The sequence below is a fragment of the Sporomusa malonica genome (assembly GCF_900176355.1).
Classification (GTDB): Bacteria; Bacillota; Negativicutes; order Sporomusales; family Sporomusaceae; genus Sporomusa; species Sporomusa malonica.
Genome location: NZ_FWXI01000026.1, coordinates 31,566 through 49,061, shown reverse-complemented (window position 1 = coordinate 49,061; position 17,496 = coordinate 31,566). Strand labels below are relative to the sequence as shown.

The window sequence follows — 17,496 nt, the reverse complement described above, 5'->3', positions numbered from 1 at the left end:
ATTAATCAAGTTAGAATATATAAAAGGAGGTAATGTGTATGTCTCACACTGAAACTGCTAACCCGAAAAAAGGCATAGGTTTAACAACTCAAATTTTTATCGGTCTTATCCTTGGTGTCATTTTTGGCTATGCCTTCCCTAAGTACGCAGTAGAGCTTAAACCGGTTGGCGACATGTTTATCCGTATGATTAAGATGATTGTTGTGCCATTGGTAGTAAGCTCATTGGTAATGGGTATTGCCGGTACCGGTGATTTCAAAAAACTTGGCCGCTTAGGTGTTAAATCTATCCTCTGGTTCGAACTCGCTACAACCATAGCGCTGTTTGTCGGCCTTTTTGTGGTCAACGTGTTCCAGCCTGGCGTAGGTGTTAACGTTGTAGCCAGTGATGCCGGTTCTGCCGCTGCTGCAGCTAAGAAGACCATTGACATGACCCAAATGCTGGTCAACCTTGTTCCGACCAACTTTGTGGATGCAATGGTTCGCGGCGATATGCTCCAAATCATCGTGTTTTCAACTTTCTTCGGCGTAGCTGCCGCTGCTATGGGTGCAAAAGGTAAACCGGTAGTAGACATTTGCATCAGCGTTGCTGAAATCATGTTCAAGTTTACCTTCTATGTAATGAAGCTGGCTCCTATCGGCGTATTTGCGCTTATTGCCTTCACTGTTGGCAAATTCGGTCTGGGTATGCTGCTTCCGCTGGCTAAATTAATTGGTTCGCTGTACTTTGCTTTGATTTTATTCCTCGCCCTGATTGTGGCCGGTGCTACGCTGGTTCTGCGGGTAAACTTCTTCCACCTGATCCGTGCAATAAAAGAGCCAATGCTTATTGGCTTCTCGACTGCTTCTAGTGAAGCCGCTTTGCCGCTTGCTATGGAAAAGCTTGAGAAATTTGGTGTGCCCAAGCATATTGTCACTTTTGTACTGCCAACCGGCTATACCTTTAACCTGGACGGTTCGACACTGTATAGTGCTCTGGCTGTTGTGTTTATTGCTCAAGTATATGGTATACCATTTGATTACTCCCAACAATTACTCATGCTAATTACCCTGATGTTATCCACCAAAGGAATTGCTGCTGTACCTGGTGCTTCGCTCATCGTTATCGCCGGTACTCTTGCTGCCTTCGGTCTGCCTGTTGAAGGTATCGGTATTATCCTGGGTGTTGACCGTATTTTGGATATGGCCCGTACTGCCTGCAATCTCACTGGTAACTGTATAGCTGCCGTTGTTGTTGCTCGTTGGGAACAAGAACTGCCTGACGAAGTGCTGCAAGTGGCTTATGCTCAAAGCTACGAAGACTAATTAAATTACAATAGTACGTATTACAGACTGCCTCACGGCAGTCTGTAATTTTTTCACCTCTTTACTTTAGCGAAAAAAAGGATAAAAGAAGAAATGGTAGAATTAGTATAGGTATAAATATCCAGTGTGAATGGAGATCAGTATGACGAAACAATTTCCCCTGGACTTTGGGCTCAAGGAGCTTATGATTAGTCTTCCCCAAGAGCGCTTAGTTGAGGTTATTGAAGGTCAGGAAACAGAGGCTATCAAGGATGTTCCTGCAGCGGTGCGCGAGGCACTTAACTACCCGAGTGACTCGCTGGCTTTGCGGGAGGTGGTAGGCCCGGGCGATAAAGTAGTGATTATTGCTTCAGACATTACCAGGCAGTGGGTGCGCCATGACCTGTTCCTGCCAGCGTTGTTGGATGAACTCAATGCGGCGGGTGTTGCTGATTACAATATAACATTGGTGACAGCGCTGGGGGCGCATCGATATCATACGATGGAAGATAATAAGCTGACCTATGGTCATGAAGTGGTTAGCCGGATATCTATTATACAAAGCTGCGCGCTGGATAATGCTGATTTTGTTCATATCGGGCGTACCAGCCGGGGGACAGAGGTACATATAAACCGGCATGTCGTCAATGCCGACAAAGTCATACTGACCGGTGGTATTGCCTATCACTCGATGGCTGGTTTTGGCGGCGGACGTAAAGCTATCATTCCGGGGGTGGCAGGTTATGATACAATCCAGGCTAACCACCGGCTTTGTTTAAGTCCGGAGCAGGGGCACGGGCCCCATCCGGAATGCTGCCAGGGGAATCTTACAACAAACGGCATGCATCTTGATATGCTCGAAATTGCTGCTATGGTTAACCCGGCTTTTCTCCTTAATGCTGTATTCACTGCTGAGGGAGACTTCGCTGCATTTGTTGCGGGTCACTGGTATGAGGCGTGGCTGCTAGGCTGCCGCAAAGCGGAAGAGATTGCCGGTGTACTGGTAACCGAGGCGGCTGATGTTGTCATTGCGTCCGCAGGTGGCTATCCCAAAGACATCAACTTTTATCAGGCATCTAAGGCCATTGAGAATGCTTGCCTGGCTGTCAAGGCAGGCGGTATGCTGATTGTTGCCATGGAATGCCCGGAAATCAGCGAGCCGCCTGATTTTAGTCAATGGTTTGATTATCCTACCCTTGATGCGAGGGAGGCTGCCCTGAGAAAGGCCTTTACTGTACCAGGTTTTGTTGCCTTAAAGCTTGGCTTTATTGCTAAAACAACCCCGGTCATTGTCGTTTCGCGGCCAGATAACCAAAGATTTCTAGAAAAGGCAGGCATGTTGTTTGCTATTTCGCTGGAGGCTGCGCTAAAGCTGGCGGCAGAAAAGCTTGGACGGCAAGACTTTCTTGTCAGTATTATGCCGCACGGTGGCAGTGTTGTCCCTTGCAAAAGTCCGGCAAGTGAAGACTATGTGCATAATAATACTAGAAACAAAGACAAAACCAATATAATGTAATGTGCAGGAAATTTACACTATTATGGAGAATTACAAAAAAAATAAATTTAATAAATATTACTTAGGAGGGGATTTTTATGCAGAAAAAGTTAATTTCGCTGCTACTAATGGCAGCTATGCTGGCCATGGTAGTTGCCGGCTGCGGAGCCAATAAACCCGCACAGCAGGCAGCACCACAAGCAGCAGAGAAAAAGCCCATCATTATTGCCTATACTCCCTGGACGGGATATGGCCCGTTGTTTGTCGCTAAAGAAAAAGGTATGTTTAAAAACAAGGGCGTTGACGTTGAGCTTCAGGCTATTGAGGGGGTTGGCGACCGTAAACAGGCACTGGTAGCCGGTAAGATTCAAGCTATGGCTGCTTCACTTGACGTATCGGTTTCGGCAGCTGGCGAGGGTGTTCCCATGAAATTTGTCTGGGCATTTGATGCATCCAACGGCGCTGACGGTCTTATTGTAAAAAAAGGTAAAGGCATTGAAAAAATTGCTGATCTCAAGGGGAAAGAGGTAGCTTTTCACCGTGGTTCGGCAGCCCACTTCTTCCTGTCGACCTTACTAGAGAAAGCTGGTCTTCAGGAAAGCGATATCAAGGCTGTTGACATGAAGGCCAGCGAGGCCGCCGCAGCTTTCATGGCTGGCAAGGTTGATGCCGCTGTTACCTGGGAACCGCATCTTGGCAAAGCCAAGGCTGCTGGTGAAACTGTTTTGGCAACTACAAAAGATACTCCAGGACTCATTGCAGACGTACTAGCTTTCAGAGAGGACATGACTAAAACCAACCCTGAAACCGTGCAGGCTGTAGTGGCTGCATTAGCTGAGGCTACTGAGTTTATGAGTAAAAACCCTGAAGAGACCAACAAAATTCTGGCAGCTGCTTTTAAGATGAAGCCTGAAGAAGTGGCAGCCGATATTGCTACCGTTAAGTTCTATGGTTTGAAAGACAATCTTGAGTTCTACGGCACCAAAGAAAAACCAGGCGCAATCTATGATGTAGGTAAACGGGCAGGGGACTTCTATGTCAAACTCAAGCTCTTAGCTCAAGCGCCTGATTTAACTAAATATGTTGATAATACCTTTATTACTAAAGTTAAGTAGCTATATTCCGCATTGAAGAATTTTGCAGGCTCAGGCGGATGGTGCATTGACAACGCTCCACCGCTGGCGCTTGACTTCCGCTTTTGCCAATACACCACCTGTCTGCAAAACTTTAATGCGTTATAGCTAGCGAGGGCAATGAGGTCGCGCTAGAGGCGTTCCCGCTTCTACGCGGCCTTTATCCATAAAAGGAGGATGCATTATGGTCAAGTGCAAGCTTTTGACACCCAAAGCTGAAATTTCCGCGCCGCTGTATCTGACGTTAAGCGCATTGACCTTTGCTCTGCTGGCAGCCGTATGGTCAGCGCTAACCTACAGCGATCTAATTCCCCCAATGTTTTTACCGCCGCCTGACAAGGTGGTAAAAGATGGTATATTATTATTTTCCCACTTTAACCTGATTGATGATATCGGGGCCAGTGTCTTCCGGGTGACTGTCGGCTTCCTGCTGGCCGCAGTGATTGCCGTGCCGCTGGGCATTATGATGGGCAGTCTCAAGGTATGTGAGGCGCTAGTTGAGCCGCTCCTTAGTTTTATCCGGTATATGCCGGCATCGGCCTTTATCCCACTTTTTATCTTATGGCTGGGTATTGGCGAGAGCGAAAAAATCGCCGTTATTTTTTTCGGCACCTTTTTCCCATTGGCACTCATGATCATGGATGTTACCAAAAATGTACCTCATGATTTGATTGATACTGCATACACACTGGGCGTATCGCGTGTTGGCGTGTTTCGCCGGGTAATACTGCCGGCCAGTATGCCTGGTATTGTTGATACACTGAGAATTGCTTTTGGCTGGGCATGGACGTATTTAGTTGTGGCCGAAATAGTAGCTGCCGGTTCAGGTTTGGGCTACATGATTATGCAGTCTCAACGTTTTTTAAAGACCGGCAACATTATTGTCGGTATTATTGTCATTGGGGTAATTGGCATTATTATTGATGTGGTATTCAAATGGCTGTATGCCAAAACGTTCCCCTGGATGGGTAAAGGAGGCCGGTAGTATGACCGATAAGGCGCAGGATAAATTAATCATCGAGGGCGTTAGTAAAACATTTACCGGCAAAGAGCGCCAGGTTGTCGCGCTGGCTGAGGCCAGTTTCAGTGTCAAACCCAGCGAGTTTGTCACCATCCTGGGACCGTCAGGCTGCGGCAAATCCACCATCTTGAAAATTGTCGCCGGGCTGGAGGCCCCGACCTCAGGCCGGGTACTCCTAGATGGCCGTGAAATAACCGAACCCGGTCGTGACCGGGGCATGGTGTTCCAGACCTATACCCTGTTTCCCTGGCTCACGGTGCAGGAGAATATTGAGTTTGGCCTGGATGTTGCTGGCAAAACCAAGCAGGAGCGTAAAGAGGTATCAGAGCATTATATTGAAAAAATCGGCTTAAGAGGCTTTGAAAGCTTTTTTCCTCGTGACCTGTCCGGCGGTATGAAGCAGCGGGTAGCCATTGCCCGGGCATTGGCTAATGATCCGGAAGTGCTGTTAATGGACGAGCCGTTTGGCGCACTGGATGCCCAAACCCGGACAGTTATGCAGGAACTCTTACTGGATGTATGGGATGAATCCCATAAGACAATCCTGTTTGTCACTCATGATGTCGACGAAGCCGTCTTTATTGGTGATACGATTTATGTAATGACAGCCAGGCCAGGACAGATTAAAGCCAGGATTGATGTGGGTCTACCTGATCAACGAACCTTTGATCTAAAGCTGAGTGAAGAGTTTATGCAGATAAAGCGTCAAGTCATGGGGCTAATCCGGGAAGAAGCCTGGAAAGCCGCCAATACCAATACGTAGTGCGGAGGGATAGCCTGCAATGAAACCGTTGTCGATAATTACCGAGACTTTTTCCGAATCAGTGATTCGCGAAATGACCAGAATTTGTGATGAGGCTGGTGGCTATAACCTGTCGCAGGGCTTTCCCGATTTTGAAAGCCCCAAGGCCATTCAGGAAGCAGCGATTCGCGCCATTACAGCAGGGTATAATCAGTACCCTGTGACCTTTGGCGAGCCTGAGCTAAGAGAAGCCATCAGCCGCAAGGTACGGCAATACAATAATATTGAATGTAACCCCAAGACAGATATTACTGTCACCTGCGGCGCTACCGAGGCTATGATTGCCACCTTGAAAGCGCTGATTAACCCCGGGGATGAAATAATTATCTTCGAACCATTTTATGAGAACTACGGCCCTGACTCCATTCTGTCAGGTGCTACGCCACGCTATGTTACGCTCTATGGCCCTGATTGGCGCTACTCCTCAGATGAACTAGCAGCCGCCTTCAATGAAAAGACCAAGGCCATTATTATTAATACACCCAACAATCCGACAGGCAAGGTGTTCACTAAGGCTGAGCTAGAGGAAATTGCTGCACTCTGCATCAAGTGGGATGCCTATGCCGTAGCTGATGAAATCTATGAACATATCCTCTATGACGGAACTGAGCATATTTCGATTGCCTCACTGCCAGGCATGGCTGAACGGACAATTACCATTAATTCGATCTCCAAGACCTATTCAGTCACCGGTTGGCGGGTGGGCTGGGCCATAGCTGCGCCACCGATCACCAAGCGTATCCGGAAAGTACATGACTTTTTCACTGTTGGCGCGCCGACACCCTTCCAACATGCTGCCGCCGAGGCTATGACTTATGGACCAGAATACTATGAAGGGCTAAAAAGCCATTATGCCGAGGCCCGGGACTTTATCCTGGGTGCCCTCCGCACAGCCGGATTTCAGTGTGAGCTGCCTAAAGGCGCCTATTATGTGCTTGCTGACGCCAGTGGCATTATGGAGCGCTTAGGTCTTACCGATGATACTGCCTTTAGCCGTAAGTTGATTGAGCTTACTGGTGTGGCTACCGTACCAGGCTCATCATTTTATGCAGAGAAAGCCAAGGGCAGTCGTCAAGTCAGGTTCTGTTTCTGCAAAAAGTGGGAGACGCTGGAGAGTGTGGCACAGGCGCTGACGGCCAAGCTGCCTAAGTAGAGATAATTTCAAAACGAATTTCAGGCATAAGAACTGTCACTCAGACAATACTAGGGTTGAGAGAATTCAACGAAAGTAATGGAAAGGGTGACAGTTTTGCGTATTAATCATCACAGTAAAGGGATCGCAAGTGTTCTCCTTGTTCTTTTTGTCATAGCTGCCGTATTTGCTGGCGGCTGCGGCACAAACAAACCGGCGCCTAAGCCTCTAGACCCGACGGCCCCTGGTGCAAAAAATGCTCCTCCAGGCGCACCAGGCAATGTTGCTATGCCGCCGCGGATGGTTATTGGTTACTACGAAAATCCCTGGCCAGGGACACCTGACCAATCCGGCTCATTCCCCAGTATGAAAACCTATGCCAAGAGCATGTCGGCCGTTGGTCCTTTCTGGTATAAAGCCACCAAAGACGGAACACTTGAAGCCAAGGATAGCCAGCTGGTCTTTGATACCGCCCGGCAGCTTGGTCTTAAAATGTATCCGCTGGTGACCAATAAAACCGGTGCTACCGACATGGTGCTTGGTGATCCGGCAGTACGTACCAAAGTAACTGACAGCATTGTCAAAATGGTGCAGGAGAAGGGCTATGACGGCATTAATATTGACTTTGAACTGCTGCCGCCTAAACATAAAGATAACCTGACTGCCTTTATGGCAGAATTGTACCCCAAGATGAAGGCCATTAATAAACTGGTGATTATCTCGGTATTTCCGCGGGTCGAAGTGGCCGAAGACGTATCTGGGGCGTATGACTATCCGAAACTGGCTCCAAATACTGATTTTTTGCAGATTATGACCTATGATAAGCACTGGGCGACCTCAGAACCTGGTGCAATTGCCCCGGTAGACTGGTATGAAAAGAATATTAAATACGCCATCGAACAGAGTGGCGGTCCCCATAAAGTCATTATCGGCATTAGTGCCTATGGCTATGACTGGGTTGGCAAAGAAGGTGAGACAATTAAATATGTTGATGCCATTGTCCTAGCTGAAAAAAATGGTGCCAAAATAAACTATGACGAAAAAGCGCAGGCACCCTGGTTTAAGTACAAAAATCATGAAGTATGGTTTGAAAATGATAAAAGTACGGCCGCTAAGCTGGACATTGTGGCTAAATATAATCCTGCTGGTATTGCTATCTGGCGGCTTGGTCAAGAGCAGCCAGAGATTTGGGGAATTATTGATAAGAAGTTTCCTAAGGGACAGTAATAATAGCAAAATAACTGGAATCTGCCCATGCCGCCGGCATGCGGCAGGTTTTTTTTACCTATAACACGAATAATAGTAAAAAGAAAATCAGCAGGGAGGACAAAGATATGGAAAAACATATAATAACAGTGGAAGGTATGAGCTGCGGTCATTGCAAAAACGCGGTAGAAAAGGCTGTACTCGCTTTGTCTGGCGTAGCCGCTGCGGAAGTAAATCTTGCAGCTAAAACGCTGACAATCGAAATCGACGAGGCTAAGATTGGTCTGACTCAAATTAAAGAAACCATAGAGGAACAAGGCTTTACGGCTCTATAGCCCTCACCAAAAAATGCTTGACCGTTTAAATGATTATTTGCTATACTTCAAGACAAGCCCCCGGCGACAGGGGGCTTGTCTTGTTATGTAATATTATGTAGTAACAAATGATAAAAAGACGATGAAAGGGTGATTGTGTCATGACATCACGCCTCGAAAAACGGCTTGTTGATCAGCGCAAAAACCGGCGCAACCGATTTTTGCTTATGCTAACCTGTTTACTACTGTTCATCAGTGTGGCTGGCGCCACATATTATTGGTCAACAGGCGGTAAATTCGAGAAGGCAAGGAAGGCAGGTGCTATTACAGGGCTGCCGCATAAAGTCAATATTCTGGTTATGGGGGTAGACGAGCGCAGCGATGATGTCGGCCGTTCGGATACCATGTTTGTCGTTACTGTTGACACCTCGACCAAGGCGGTTTCAATGCTCTCAGTGCCGCGTGACACCAGGGTAAAGATTCCTGGTTACGGCTGGGATAAAATTAACCACGCTTACGCGGAAGGTGGATATAAGCTGTCGCAGCGTTCGGTTGAGGATTTATTAGGCATTCCTATGGATTACTATGCCATTATTAACTTTGCTGCCTTTAACAAAATTGTCGATGCTGTTGGCGGCGTAACCATTGATGTCGAAAAGCGCATGTATTACGAGGACCCATATGATAACCTTTTAATCGATCTAAAGCCAGGTGAACAAAAGATGGATGGCCGAACAGCTATTAAATATGTACGCTACCGGGACGAAGAAGGGGATATAGGCCGGATTGAGCGTCAGCAGAAATTTATTAAAGCTATGCTTAAAGAAGTGACTAGCCCCTTTATCTTGCCGAGGATACCAGGCATCATTCGGGAAGTCAACTCAGCCCTTCAGACAGATATGACTACTGCCGAAATGCTGAACTTGGCCAAACTCCTAAGCGATGCGTCTAAAGCTGGACTAAAAGCAGAGACTGTCCCGGGGAAACCGGCCTATATTTCAGATATTAGCTATTGGCTGCCTGATATAGTTGAACTGAGGAACTATGTGGCTCTTTCGCAAGGGATGACTGCAGACGACAAGTTTGTGGCCTCGGCACGGACGACAGCCACCCAGTATGAGCGATCTATCCCGCAGGAAATGAAAATTATTGACGTCCCCAAGAAACCGGCTGCCGAATCCAAGGATGCCAAAAAGACTACTGTAATTGATCCTAAGGCGCCGGAGAAACCCAAAACGACAGATAAACCTAAGGCTCCTGAATCCAAGCCGGTTGCTAGCAGTAAACTGCGGTTTGAGGTAGTTAACGCCAGCGGCGTTCCTGAAGCTGGCGATAAAATGGCGGCAGCACTACGCAGCCAGGGCTACGATGTGGTCAGTGTGGCCGGTATTAGTACTGCTAATAAGAACACCGTGGTTGTGGCAAATAGCACTGAAGCCAGTAGCAAATTAACAGGGCTGCCTTTCCGTTATGCACTGCAGGTTAACCAAGATGACAGCAGAGCCAATACGGTAAAAGTAATAGTAGGTAAAGATTACGTGAGTCAATAATGGTTTGGCCTTCCGCTTTTATGGAAGGCCAAGCTATTTTTTTTGCCCATTTTTGGGATACTAGGTATGTTAAATTCCTACTGTTTAGAGAAAAGAGGACAATATATGTGGGACGAGAAAAGCCGTCGCATTAAGATATTAGCCATCATTGTCGTCGGTATAGTTAGCCTGCTGGTGCTCAGGCTGGTATGGATGCAGCTCTTTCAGGGAGCACAATATAAGAAAATTGCCGAGCAGAATCGCATTAGACAAATTACTGCCCAGGCGCCGCGTGGCACCATCTATGATAAAAATGGTGCAATCATTGTGGCCAACCGGCCAAGTTTTGCTGTATCCATCATTCCTGGCGAGTATTCCAATCCGCAAGAGGCTACGCCATTGCTTGCCGTAATTACTGGTGTACCGGTTGATGAGATTAATAAATTACTAAAGGGCAGTGAGGATTATCCTTACACGCCAGTACGCATTAAACGCGATGTTGATGCCACTACTGTAGCCAAGATTGAGGAACGGCAATACTATCTGCCAGGAGTGGTTATTGAGGCTATTCCTGTCAGGCAATATGTCTATAAGGAGCTGGCAGCCCATATACTGGGTTTTGTCGGCAGCATTAGCGAAGAAGAATATGTCAGGCGCAAAAAGCAAGGGGTTCATCCCAATGATTTAGTCGGCAAAGACGGGCTGGAGCGCGAGTGGGAAGAAGCACTGCGTGGTACAGATGGTGGCCGCCAATTGGAGGTAAATGCTGTAGGCGAAGATGTACGGTCGCTGGGTGAACGCGCTTCCACCCCCGGTAAGGGACTGGTGCTGACGATTGACGCCAACCTGCAGAAAGCAACAGAAGAAGCGTTAAATGTTCAAGTGGAAGCCAGCCGTAAAATGGGCCAACCGGCTAAGGGGGGGGCAGTGGTAGCGCTTGATGTTAAAACAGGTGGTGTGCTGGTGATGGCTAGTACCCCGGCTTTTGACCCAAATATTTTCGCTGGGGGCATTACCAGCAAGGATTGGAATCAGCTTATCACCAATTCGAATCATCCGCTGAATAACCGTGCACTTCAAAACTCCTACCCGCCTGCGTCGGTATTTAAGATTGTCACAGCCGCTGCCGCGCTTGAAATGAACCTAACTACACCGCAGGAGATTTTTGATGATCGTGGCGTATATGTATTAAATGGGTGGAGTTTTTATGGCTGGGAGACCAAGGGGCTTGGCAAATTAACAATTATCGACGGCCTGGCATGGTCGAGTGACCCAGTGTTTTATGAATTGGGCCGCCGCCTGGGTGCCGATAACCTAGCCTCGTATGCGCTGACTTTTGGTTTTGGCGAGAAAACTGGAATAAAATTGGCTGGCGAAGAAAAGGGGATAGTGCCCACTGCCGACTGGAAAGAGGCTAATTATGGTGAGTCCTGGTATCCTGGCGAAACCCTGATTGCTGCTATTGGCCAAGGCTATTACCTGGTCACCCCCCTGCAGCAGGCTATGCTGACAATGGCAGTTGCCAACGGTGGCATTGTCTACAAGCCAATGCTTGTAGACAAGGTACTGACGCCAGATGGCAGCCTTATCGAGAAACTACAGCCAGAGGTATTGCGGACTATCTATCTGCGGCCTGAGGTGTGGGACACTGTTCGTCAGGGAATGATGGCTGTCACAGCCAAGGGGACAGGGGCTGCCGTTTTTAAGGGGTTTCCGAAAACAGTGGCGGGTAAATCAGGCTCAGGCGAGACTGGGCGGGGAACCACCCATTCCTGGTTTGCCTGCTATGCTCCGGCTGAAGCCCCCGAAATTGCTGTGGCCGTTCTTGTTGAAGAAGGGGGCGAAGGGTCGATGGCGGCTGCGCCTGTCACCCGCCGTGTGCTGGAGGCTTACTTTAGTATCCAAAGTAAGCCTCTGCCGCCGGCACCTAGGACAGATTAAGGTAAAATAGTGTGGGAAATATTATAAATAAAGTAATAAAAAAATGGATGCTGGGCCAGGGATAGGGAAAGCCTGGCCCCAGCATTATTTTATTTGCAATAAAAAGGAAAATTACCATTTGCCCGCGAAATATGATAAAATACTTGTGGCACAATAACTCATCCAGGACGTGAAATGTATGGAGTTATACCCGATAAATCTTAAATTGGCCGGACGGCGCGCTGCTGTCATCGGCGGCGGGGGAGTAGCTGAGCGGAAGGCGACATCACTGCTTGCAGCAGGCGCTGAGGTAAGCGTATTTAGCCCTGAATTGACACCAGGGTTAAGCGCTCTACATGAGGCTGGCCGCTTGGTGTGGGTGCCGCGTGCCTATCAGTCCGGCGATTTACATAAATTTTTCCTGGTGTTTTGCGCCACCAATCAGGCAGATATCAACCGACAGGCGGCTGTGGAAGCCCGGGCAGCGGGTGCCTTAGTCAATATCGCTGATGCGCCTGAGTTGTCTGATTTCTATGTGCCGGCGCATATTGCGCAGGGTGACCTGTTGATTACAGTATCAACAGGCGGCGGCAGCCCAGCCTTAGCCAGACGGCTTAAAGAAGATATTGCCGCACGGTATGGCCCTGAATATGGCCAGTATCTGGCTCTTATTGCAAAACTTAGACCAGAGATGAAATCCCGCTTGGCAACAGCCAAAGAGCGGGAGAGTTTTTGGCGGGAAACCATTGACCATGAGGCGCTTTACTTACTTAAAGAGGGCAAGTTTAGCGAAGCAGAGGAGAGAATACGACATGCAGCTTGTTGTACTGGGCCTGAATCATAGAACCGCCCCGGTAGAAGTCCGGGAATGTTTCTCCTTTTCTGAAGAACAAATCAAAGCAGCCTTTAAGTGCCTTCATGAATATGACGATATTCGGGAATGCGTTATTTTGTCTACCTGTAACAGGACAGAAATGTACGCTGTTGTTGAGGATGCAGATGATGCCCTGCCTGTTATGCAAGAGTTTCTTGATCATATGGCACCTGGCGTGTTAGCTGAGACAAGCTATGATTATCTGTTCTATTTCCAGGAAGAGGAATGTATTCGGCATTTGTTCAGAGTAAGTGCCAGCCTTGATTCACTGGTACTTGGCGAAGGACAGATACTAAGCCAGGTTAAAAACGCGTATGCTATGGCTCGGATGGCAGGCACTACGAGCACAGTGCTCAACACATTGTTTAATAAAGCCATTGCTGTCGGCAAAAAAGTCCGCACAACCACCCGGATCGCCTATAGCGCCGTATCTGTCAGTTATGCAGCTGTTGAGTTGGCGAAAAAGGTATTGGGAGATTTGTCTACATCTAACGTCTTAGTGCTAGGCGCAGGCGAAATGAGTGAACTGACAGCCAAGCATCTGGTAGCCAGCGGCGTCAAGACGGTGTTTGTATCTAATCGTAATTTCGAGCGGGCAGTTTCTTTGGCAGATAAGTTTCGCGGGGTGGCTGTACCATTCGAGAATTTCATGAAATCTGCTGTTGATGCCGATATAGTCATTACCTCGACAGGTGCGCCGCACTACATCATTAAGGCTTGGGATGTGGCCCATCTTATGCCTAAGCGGCAGGGGCGGCCTATATTTTTTATTGATATTGCTGTACCGCGAGATATAGAGCCTGAGGTTGGAGCCATAGCTGGCGCAACGCTATATAATATTGATGATCTGGAAGCTGTTGTTGAATCCAATATGCGGGGACGGGAACAGGAAGCAAAAGAAGCCGAAAAGTTGATTGATGAAGAAATGGCTGGGATAGTTGAGCGTTTCCGTTATTTATCATATAGGCCGACATTGGCCAGGCTGACCGACAAGGCCGAGCGCATCCGCCAGCGCGAACTCAAGCGGGCAATGGCCAAGCTGTCAGATATTACCGCTGAGGAGCGGCGGATTGTTGAAAATATGTCAAAAATGATTGTACGGAAAATGCTCCGCGATCCTATTATCAGGCTTAATGAAGCAGCTGGTACTGACAAAGAGTACTACTACCAGGATGCCATGCGCAAGATGTTTAAGCTTGACATAGCTCTAGAAATGGCGAGGGAAGACCTTTTAGGAGAGGAACAAGAAAGTGAAACAAAAACTTGTCATCGGTACGCGCGGCAGTAAGCTTGCTTTATGGCAGGCCAATTATGTGGCAGCCTGTTTGCGTGAGCGCTACCCGGAAGTAGTGATAGAACTTAAAAATATGGTAACAACAGGGGATCGAATCCTCGATGTGCCGCTGGCCAAAATTGGTGGCAAGGGTCTGTTTACCAAGGAACTGGAAGTCGCTATGCTGAGCAGTGAAATCGACTTGGCTGTGCATAGTCTGAAAGATATGCCCACAGACTTGCCAGAAGGGCTGATTCTGGCAGCTGTAACTGACCGGGTTGACCCAGGGGATGCGTTAATCAGCCCTGAATATAAAACACTGGCAAATCTGCCGGTTAATGCCAAGGTAGGCACCTCAAGCCTCCGGCGCAAAGCCCAATTGTTACATGCAAGACCTGATCTTACCATTGTCGACTTACGCGGCAATTTGGATACCAGACTGAAAAAGCTGACAACTGAAAACCTTGACGCCATCATGCTGGCTGTAGCCGGGCTTAAACGCTTAGGCTGGGATGAGCACATCACCCAGGTACTGCCGCAAGATATTTGTCTGCCTGCGGTAGGGCAGGGGGCATTGGCCCTTGAAGCGAGAGAAAATGACGCTGAGACACTCGCGATGCTGGAGTTTTTAAATCATGAGCCAACTCGTCTGGCTACACTGGCTGAACGTGCCTTTTTGGCTGAAGCCGAGGGTGGCTGTCAGATTCCCATTGGTGTTTACGGTCAGCTTAATCAGCAGGGGCAGCTTAGCCTAAACGCAGTAATCATGTCGCCTGATGGCAGAGAAGCTGTACGTGATACCATCGTCGGCAGTCCGGCAGAAGCTGCGGCAATTGGCCAGACACTGGCGGTGCGCATGCTGGATCACGGCGGGCGCGAGATATTGGCGAAACTATTTGAGGCTAAATAAAGACGCAATGCCGTGTCAAGGGGACGGTTCTCGTGACACGATGTTAAAAGAAGAGTGTGTCAAAAGAACCGTCCCCTTGACACATATAAGTACTGTGATTTTAGGGAGGATTCTATGAAGCAGGGAATTGTCTACTTAGTTGGCGCCGGTCCTGGTGACTACGGGCTGATTAGTATAAAAGCAATAGAATGTATCAAACAGGCAGATACTATCGTGTACGACCGGCTGGCCGATGACCGCCTGCTTGCCCATGCCAGGCCAAATGTTGAACTTATCTATGTTGGTAAAGCCTCAAGTGACCATACCATGCGGCAGGAGGATATCAACCAACTGCTTGTAGATAAAGCGCAAGAAGATAAAGTTGTCGTCAGGCTCAAAGGCGGCGACCCCTTTGTGTTTGGGCGCGGTGGTGAAGAAGCGCTTAAATTATTAGAGAATAACATTCTTTTTGAGGTTGTGCCAGGCATTACTTCGGCCATTTCCGTGCCTGCCTATGCGGGTATTCCGGTCACTCACCGGGGCATTGCCACCTCGTTTGCCGTCATTACCGGCCATGAAGATCCTACTAAAGCTGAATCGACTATTAAATGGGATAAGCTGGCCACTGCTGTTGATACACTGGTGTTTCTCATGGGCGTAGAAAACCTGCCCCATATCACCGGTAAACTGATAGAACATGGCCGCCCCGCTGATACCCCGTCTGCTGTCATCCGCTGGGGCACCAAGCCGGAACAAGAGGTGCTTGTGACCACTGTCGGTGAGGCAGCACACGATGTTGCCGTCAAAGGCTTAAAGCCGCCTGCTATTTTCATTGTGGGGCATGTTGTCACTCTGCGTGATAAACTGGCCTGGTTTGACAATAAACTCATGTTCGGCAAAAAGGTATTGGTGACCAGAGCTCGCGAACAAGCCAGCGCCCTCACTGATGGCCTTGCTAAACTGGGAGCAGACTGTATTGAGGCGCCGGCCATCAAGATTGTACCACCTGAAAGCTATGGGCCGCTTGATGAGGCCATTGCTAACATTAAAGAATATGAATGGCTGATTTTCACCAGTGTTAACGGTGTAGATCATTTCTTCAGCCGTATGGCTGCCGCAGGACTTGATACCAGGGCTATTCACGCCAAGGTGGCTGCTATTGGCTCCCAGACGGCTAATTGGCTGAAAAACTATGGCATTACTGCCGATATTGTTCCGGCTGAATTTAGAGCTGAAGGCATTATTGAGGTGTTGGAGCCGTACGTTAAACCTGGCATGAAAGTGCTTATTCCCCGCGCCTTGGTTGCCAGGGATATTCTGCCGGTCAAACTGACAGAGCTGGGAGCAGACGTTACTGTTGCACCAGCGTACCGCACTGTTGTCGGTGACACAGACGGGCGGGAACTGGCTGAAAAATTAGAACAAGGTGCAATTGAACTTGTTACTTTTACCAGTTCATCAACTGTCACGAATCTATTAAACCTTTTAGGTGAAAACGGCGCTCAGCTTGTTGCCAAGGCCAAAGTGGCTTGTATTGGGCCGATTACTGCTGAAACCTGCCTGGATAATGGCATTAAGCCTGATGTCATTGCTGAGGAATATACCATCAAGGGGTTAATTGAAACCATTACGGCCATGTACAGGGAGGAATGAACATGTCTATGATTCACCGTCCCCGGCGGCTGAGAGCTACCGGCGGTATCCGTAGTATGGTGCGGGAGACGTCATTAACCGCCGCCAACCTTGTCTATCCTTTGTTTGTTGTGCCTGGTACAAATGTCAAAAAGGAGATTGGCTCCTTGCCAGGAAACTTCCACTTGTCACCCGATATGGCAGTTGAGATGGCGCGGGAGGCGTATGATTTGGGTATTCCTGCCGTGCTGGTATTTGGCTTGCCTGAATACAAAGATGAGCGCGGCAGCAGTGCCTGGGATATGAACAGTCCGGTGCAGCAGGCCGTCATGGCTATTAAGCAGGTGCTTCCTGAGCTTGTGGTTATCACAGATGTCTGTTTGTGCCAGTATACCAGCCATGGACATTGTGGTCTCTTAAATGGCAATAAAGTAGATAATGACCCGACACTGCCGCTGTTAGCTGAGGTGGCACTCAGTCATGCTAAGGCCGGTGCTGACATGGTGGCTCCATCAGATATGATGGACGGCAGGGTGGCGGCTATTCGTGATTTGCTTGATCGCTCAGGCTGCAGTGATGTCAGCATTATGTCGTATGCGGCTAAATATGCTTCAGCCTATTATGGCCCTTTCCGGGATGCTGCCGATTCTACGCCGCAGTTTGGTGACCGAAGGGCATATCAGATGGATCCAGCCAACTCAAGGGAAGCACTTAGAGAAGTGGCGCTTGATATTGAGGAAGGGGCAGACATTATTATCGTTAAGCCGGCGTTGGCTTACCTTGATATTGTCCGGCAAGTAAAAGATAAGTTTCTGCTGCCTGTGGCTGCCTATAATGTCAGTGGTGAATACGCCATGGTGAAAGCGGCAGCAGCCCAGGGGCTGATTGATGAACCGCGCCTGGTTATTGAAACATTAACTAGTATGAAACGCGCTGGTGCAGATATTATTATTACTTATCATGCGCTTGATGCTGTACGCTGGTTGTGAGGAG

Annotated in this window: 15 protein-coding genes; all 15 read left to right on the top strand. The window is 48.4% G+C overall.

What is annotated here, in order from left to right; all coding sequences use genetic code 11:
• The first annotated feature begins 38 nt into the window (after positions 1-38).
• The 15 genes from B9A22_RS21550 to hemB all read left to right on the top strand — a co-directional run bounded on the left by B9A22_RS21550 (position 39) and on the right by hemB (position 17,492).
• Positions 39-1,304, top strand: coding sequence for a dicarboxylate/amino acid:cation symporter (locus B9A22_RS21550; RefSeq protein ID WP_084578013.1), 1,266 nt, complete (start codon positions 39-41; stop codon positions 1,302-1,304).
• A 142-nt stretch (positions 1,305-1,446) separates the two neighbouring features.
• Entirely contained in the window at positions 1,447-2,799 is a 1,353-nt protein-coding gene (larAH10, locus tag B9A22_RS21545) for an NPN-dependent 2-hydroxyacid racemase, LarAH10 family (protein WP_084578012.1), read from the top strand.
• A 77-nt stretch (positions 2,800-2,876) separates the two neighbouring features.
• Positions 2,877-3,893: an ABC transporter substrate-binding protein gene (locus B9A22_RS21540; RefSeq protein ID WP_084578011.1), complete on the top strand. Its 1,017-nt coding sequence runs from the start codon at positions 2,877-2,879 to the stop codon at positions 3,891-3,893.
• Positions 3,894-4,095: 202 nt separating this feature from the next.
• Positions 4,096-4,896 (top strand): ABC transporter permease, encoded by an 801-nt coding sequence (locus B9A22_RS21535; RefSeq protein ID WP_084578010.1) that lies wholly within the window; start codon positions 4,096-4,098, stop codon positions 4,894-4,896.
• A 1-nt stretch (position 4,897) separates the two neighbouring features.
• On the top strand, positions 4,898-5,695 hold the full coding sequence (locus tag B9A22_RS21530) for an ABC transporter ATP-binding protein (RefSeq protein WP_084578009.1): 798 nt from the start codon (positions 4,898-4,900) through the stop codon (positions 5,693-5,695).
• 19 nt (positions 5,696-5,714) lie between these two features.
• On the top strand, positions 5,715-6,887 hold the full coding sequence (locus B9A22_RS21525; protein ID WP_084578008.1) for a pyridoxal phosphate-dependent aminotransferase: 1,173 nt from the start codon (positions 5,715-5,717) through the stop codon (positions 6,885-6,887).
• A gap of 78 nt (positions 6,888-6,965) precedes the next feature.
• Positions 6,966-8,093, top strand: coding sequence for a glycosyl hydrolase family 18 protein (locus tag B9A22_RS21520; RefSeq protein WP_245824095.1), 1,128 nt, complete (start codon positions 6,966-6,968; stop codon positions 8,091-8,093).
• A 107-nt stretch (positions 8,094-8,200) separates the two neighbouring features.
• Positions 8,201-8,407, top strand: a complete 207-nt coding sequence (locus B9A22_RS21515) for a cation transporter (protein WP_084578007.1) — start codon at positions 8,201-8,203, stop codon at positions 8,405-8,407.
• A gap of 140 nt (positions 8,408-8,547) precedes the next feature.
• The gene (locus tag B9A22_RS21510) at positions 8,548-9,936 is read left to right on the top strand and encodes an LCP family protein (RefSeq protein ID WP_084578006.1); all 1,389 of its coding nucleotides are present in this window, start codon (positions 8,548-8,550) and stop codon (positions 9,934-9,936) included.
• A gap of 105 nt (positions 9,937-10,041) precedes the next feature.
• On the top strand, positions 10,042-11,856 hold the full coding sequence (gene mrdA, locus B9A22_RS21505) for a penicillin-binding protein 2 (protein WP_084578005.1): 1,815 nt from the start codon (positions 10,042-10,044) through the stop codon (positions 11,854-11,856).
• A gap of 178 nt (positions 11,857-12,034) precedes the next feature.
• Positions 12,035-12,679, top strand: coding sequence for a precorrin-2 dehydrogenase/sirohydrochlorin ferrochelatase family protein (locus B9A22_RS21500; RefSeq protein WP_084578004.1), 645 nt, complete (start codon positions 12,035-12,037; stop codon positions 12,677-12,679).
• Entirely contained in the window at positions 12,648-13,997 is a 1,350-nt protein-coding gene (gene hemA / locus B9A22_RS21495; RefSeq protein WP_084578003.1) for a glutamyl-tRNA reductase, read from the top strand. The genes B9A22_RS21500 and hemA overlap by 32 nt, the downstream gene beginning before the upstream one ends.
• Positions 13,960-14,892: a hydroxymethylbilane synthase gene (gene hemC / locus B9A22_RS21490; RefSeq protein ID WP_084578002.1), complete on the top strand. Its 933-nt coding sequence runs from the start codon at positions 13,960-13,962 to the stop codon at positions 14,890-14,892. Before hemA ends, hemC begins: the two co-directional genes overlap by 38 nt.
• Positions 14,893-15,006: 114 nt before the next feature.
• Positions 15,007-16,524 carry a uroporphyrinogen-III C-methyltransferase gene (gene cobA / locus B9A22_RS21485; protein WP_084578001.1) on the top strand — a complete coding sequence of 506 codons (1,518 nt, stop codon included), beginning with the start codon at positions 15,007-15,009 and terminating at the stop codon, positions 16,522-16,524.
• Between the two features lie 2 nt (positions 16,525-16,526).
• Entirely contained in the window at positions 16,527-17,492 is a 966-nt protein-coding gene (hemB, locus tag B9A22_RS21480; protein WP_084578000.1) for a porphobilinogen synthase, read from the top strand.
• Positions 17,493-17,496 lie beyond the last annotated feature (4 nt).

Excerpts from the sequence above, each read along its gene's own strand:
- mrdA (WP_084578005.1), top strand. The coding sequence starts at position 10,042 with ATGTGGGACGAGAAAAGCCGTCGCATTAAGATATTAGCCATCATTGTC.
- cobA (WP_084578001.1), top strand. The coding sequence starts at position 15,007 with ATGAAGCAGGGAATTGTCTACTTAGTTGGCGCCGGTCCTGGTGACTAC.
- larAH10 (WP_084578012.1), top strand. The coding sequence starts at position 1,447 with ATGACGAAACAATTTCCCCTGGACTTTGGGCTCAAGGAGCTTATGATT.
- B9A22_RS21535 (WP_084578010.1), top strand. The coding sequence starts at position 4,096 with ATGGTCAAGTGCAAGCTTTTGACACCCAAAGCTGAAATTTCCGCGCCG.
- B9A22_RS21530 (WP_084578009.1), top strand. The coding sequence starts at position 4,898 with ATGACCGATAAGGCGCAGGATAAATTAATCATCGAGGGCGTTAGTAAA.
- B9A22_RS21525 (WP_084578008.1), top strand. The coding sequence starts at position 5,715 with ATGAAACCGTTGTCGATAATTACCGAGACTTTTTCCGAATCAGTGATT.
- B9A22_RS21540 (WP_084578011.1), top strand. The coding sequence starts at position 2,877 with ATGCAGAAAAAGTTAATTTCGCTGCTACTAATGGCAGCTATGCTGGCC.
- B9A22_RS21500 (WP_084578004.1), top strand. The coding sequence starts at position 12,035 with ATGGAGTTATACCCGATAAATCTTAAATTGGCCGGACGGCGCGCTGCT.
- B9A22_RS21510 (WP_084578006.1), top strand. The coding sequence starts at position 8,548 with ATGACATCACGCCTCGAAAAACGGCTTGTTGATCAGCGCAAAAACCGG.
- B9A22_RS21520 (WP_245824095.1), top strand. The coding sequence starts at position 6,966 with ATGGAAAGGGTGACAGTTTTGCGTATTAATCATCACAGTAAAGGGATC.
- B9A22_RS21550 (WP_084578013.1), top strand. The coding sequence starts at position 39 with ATGTCTCACACTGAAACTGCTAACCCGAAAAAAGGCATAGGTTTAACA.
- hemA (WP_084578003.1), top strand. The coding sequence starts at position 12,648 with ATGCAGCTTGTTGTACTGGGCCTGAATCATAGAACCGCCCCGGTAGAA.
- B9A22_RS21515 (WP_084578007.1), top strand. The coding sequence starts at position 8,201 with ATGGAAAAACATATAATAACAGTGGAAGGTATGAGCTGCGGTCATTGC.
- hemB (WP_084578000.1), top strand. The coding sequence starts at position 16,527 with ATGTCTATGATTCACCGTCCCCGGCGGCTGAGAGCTACCGGCGGTATC.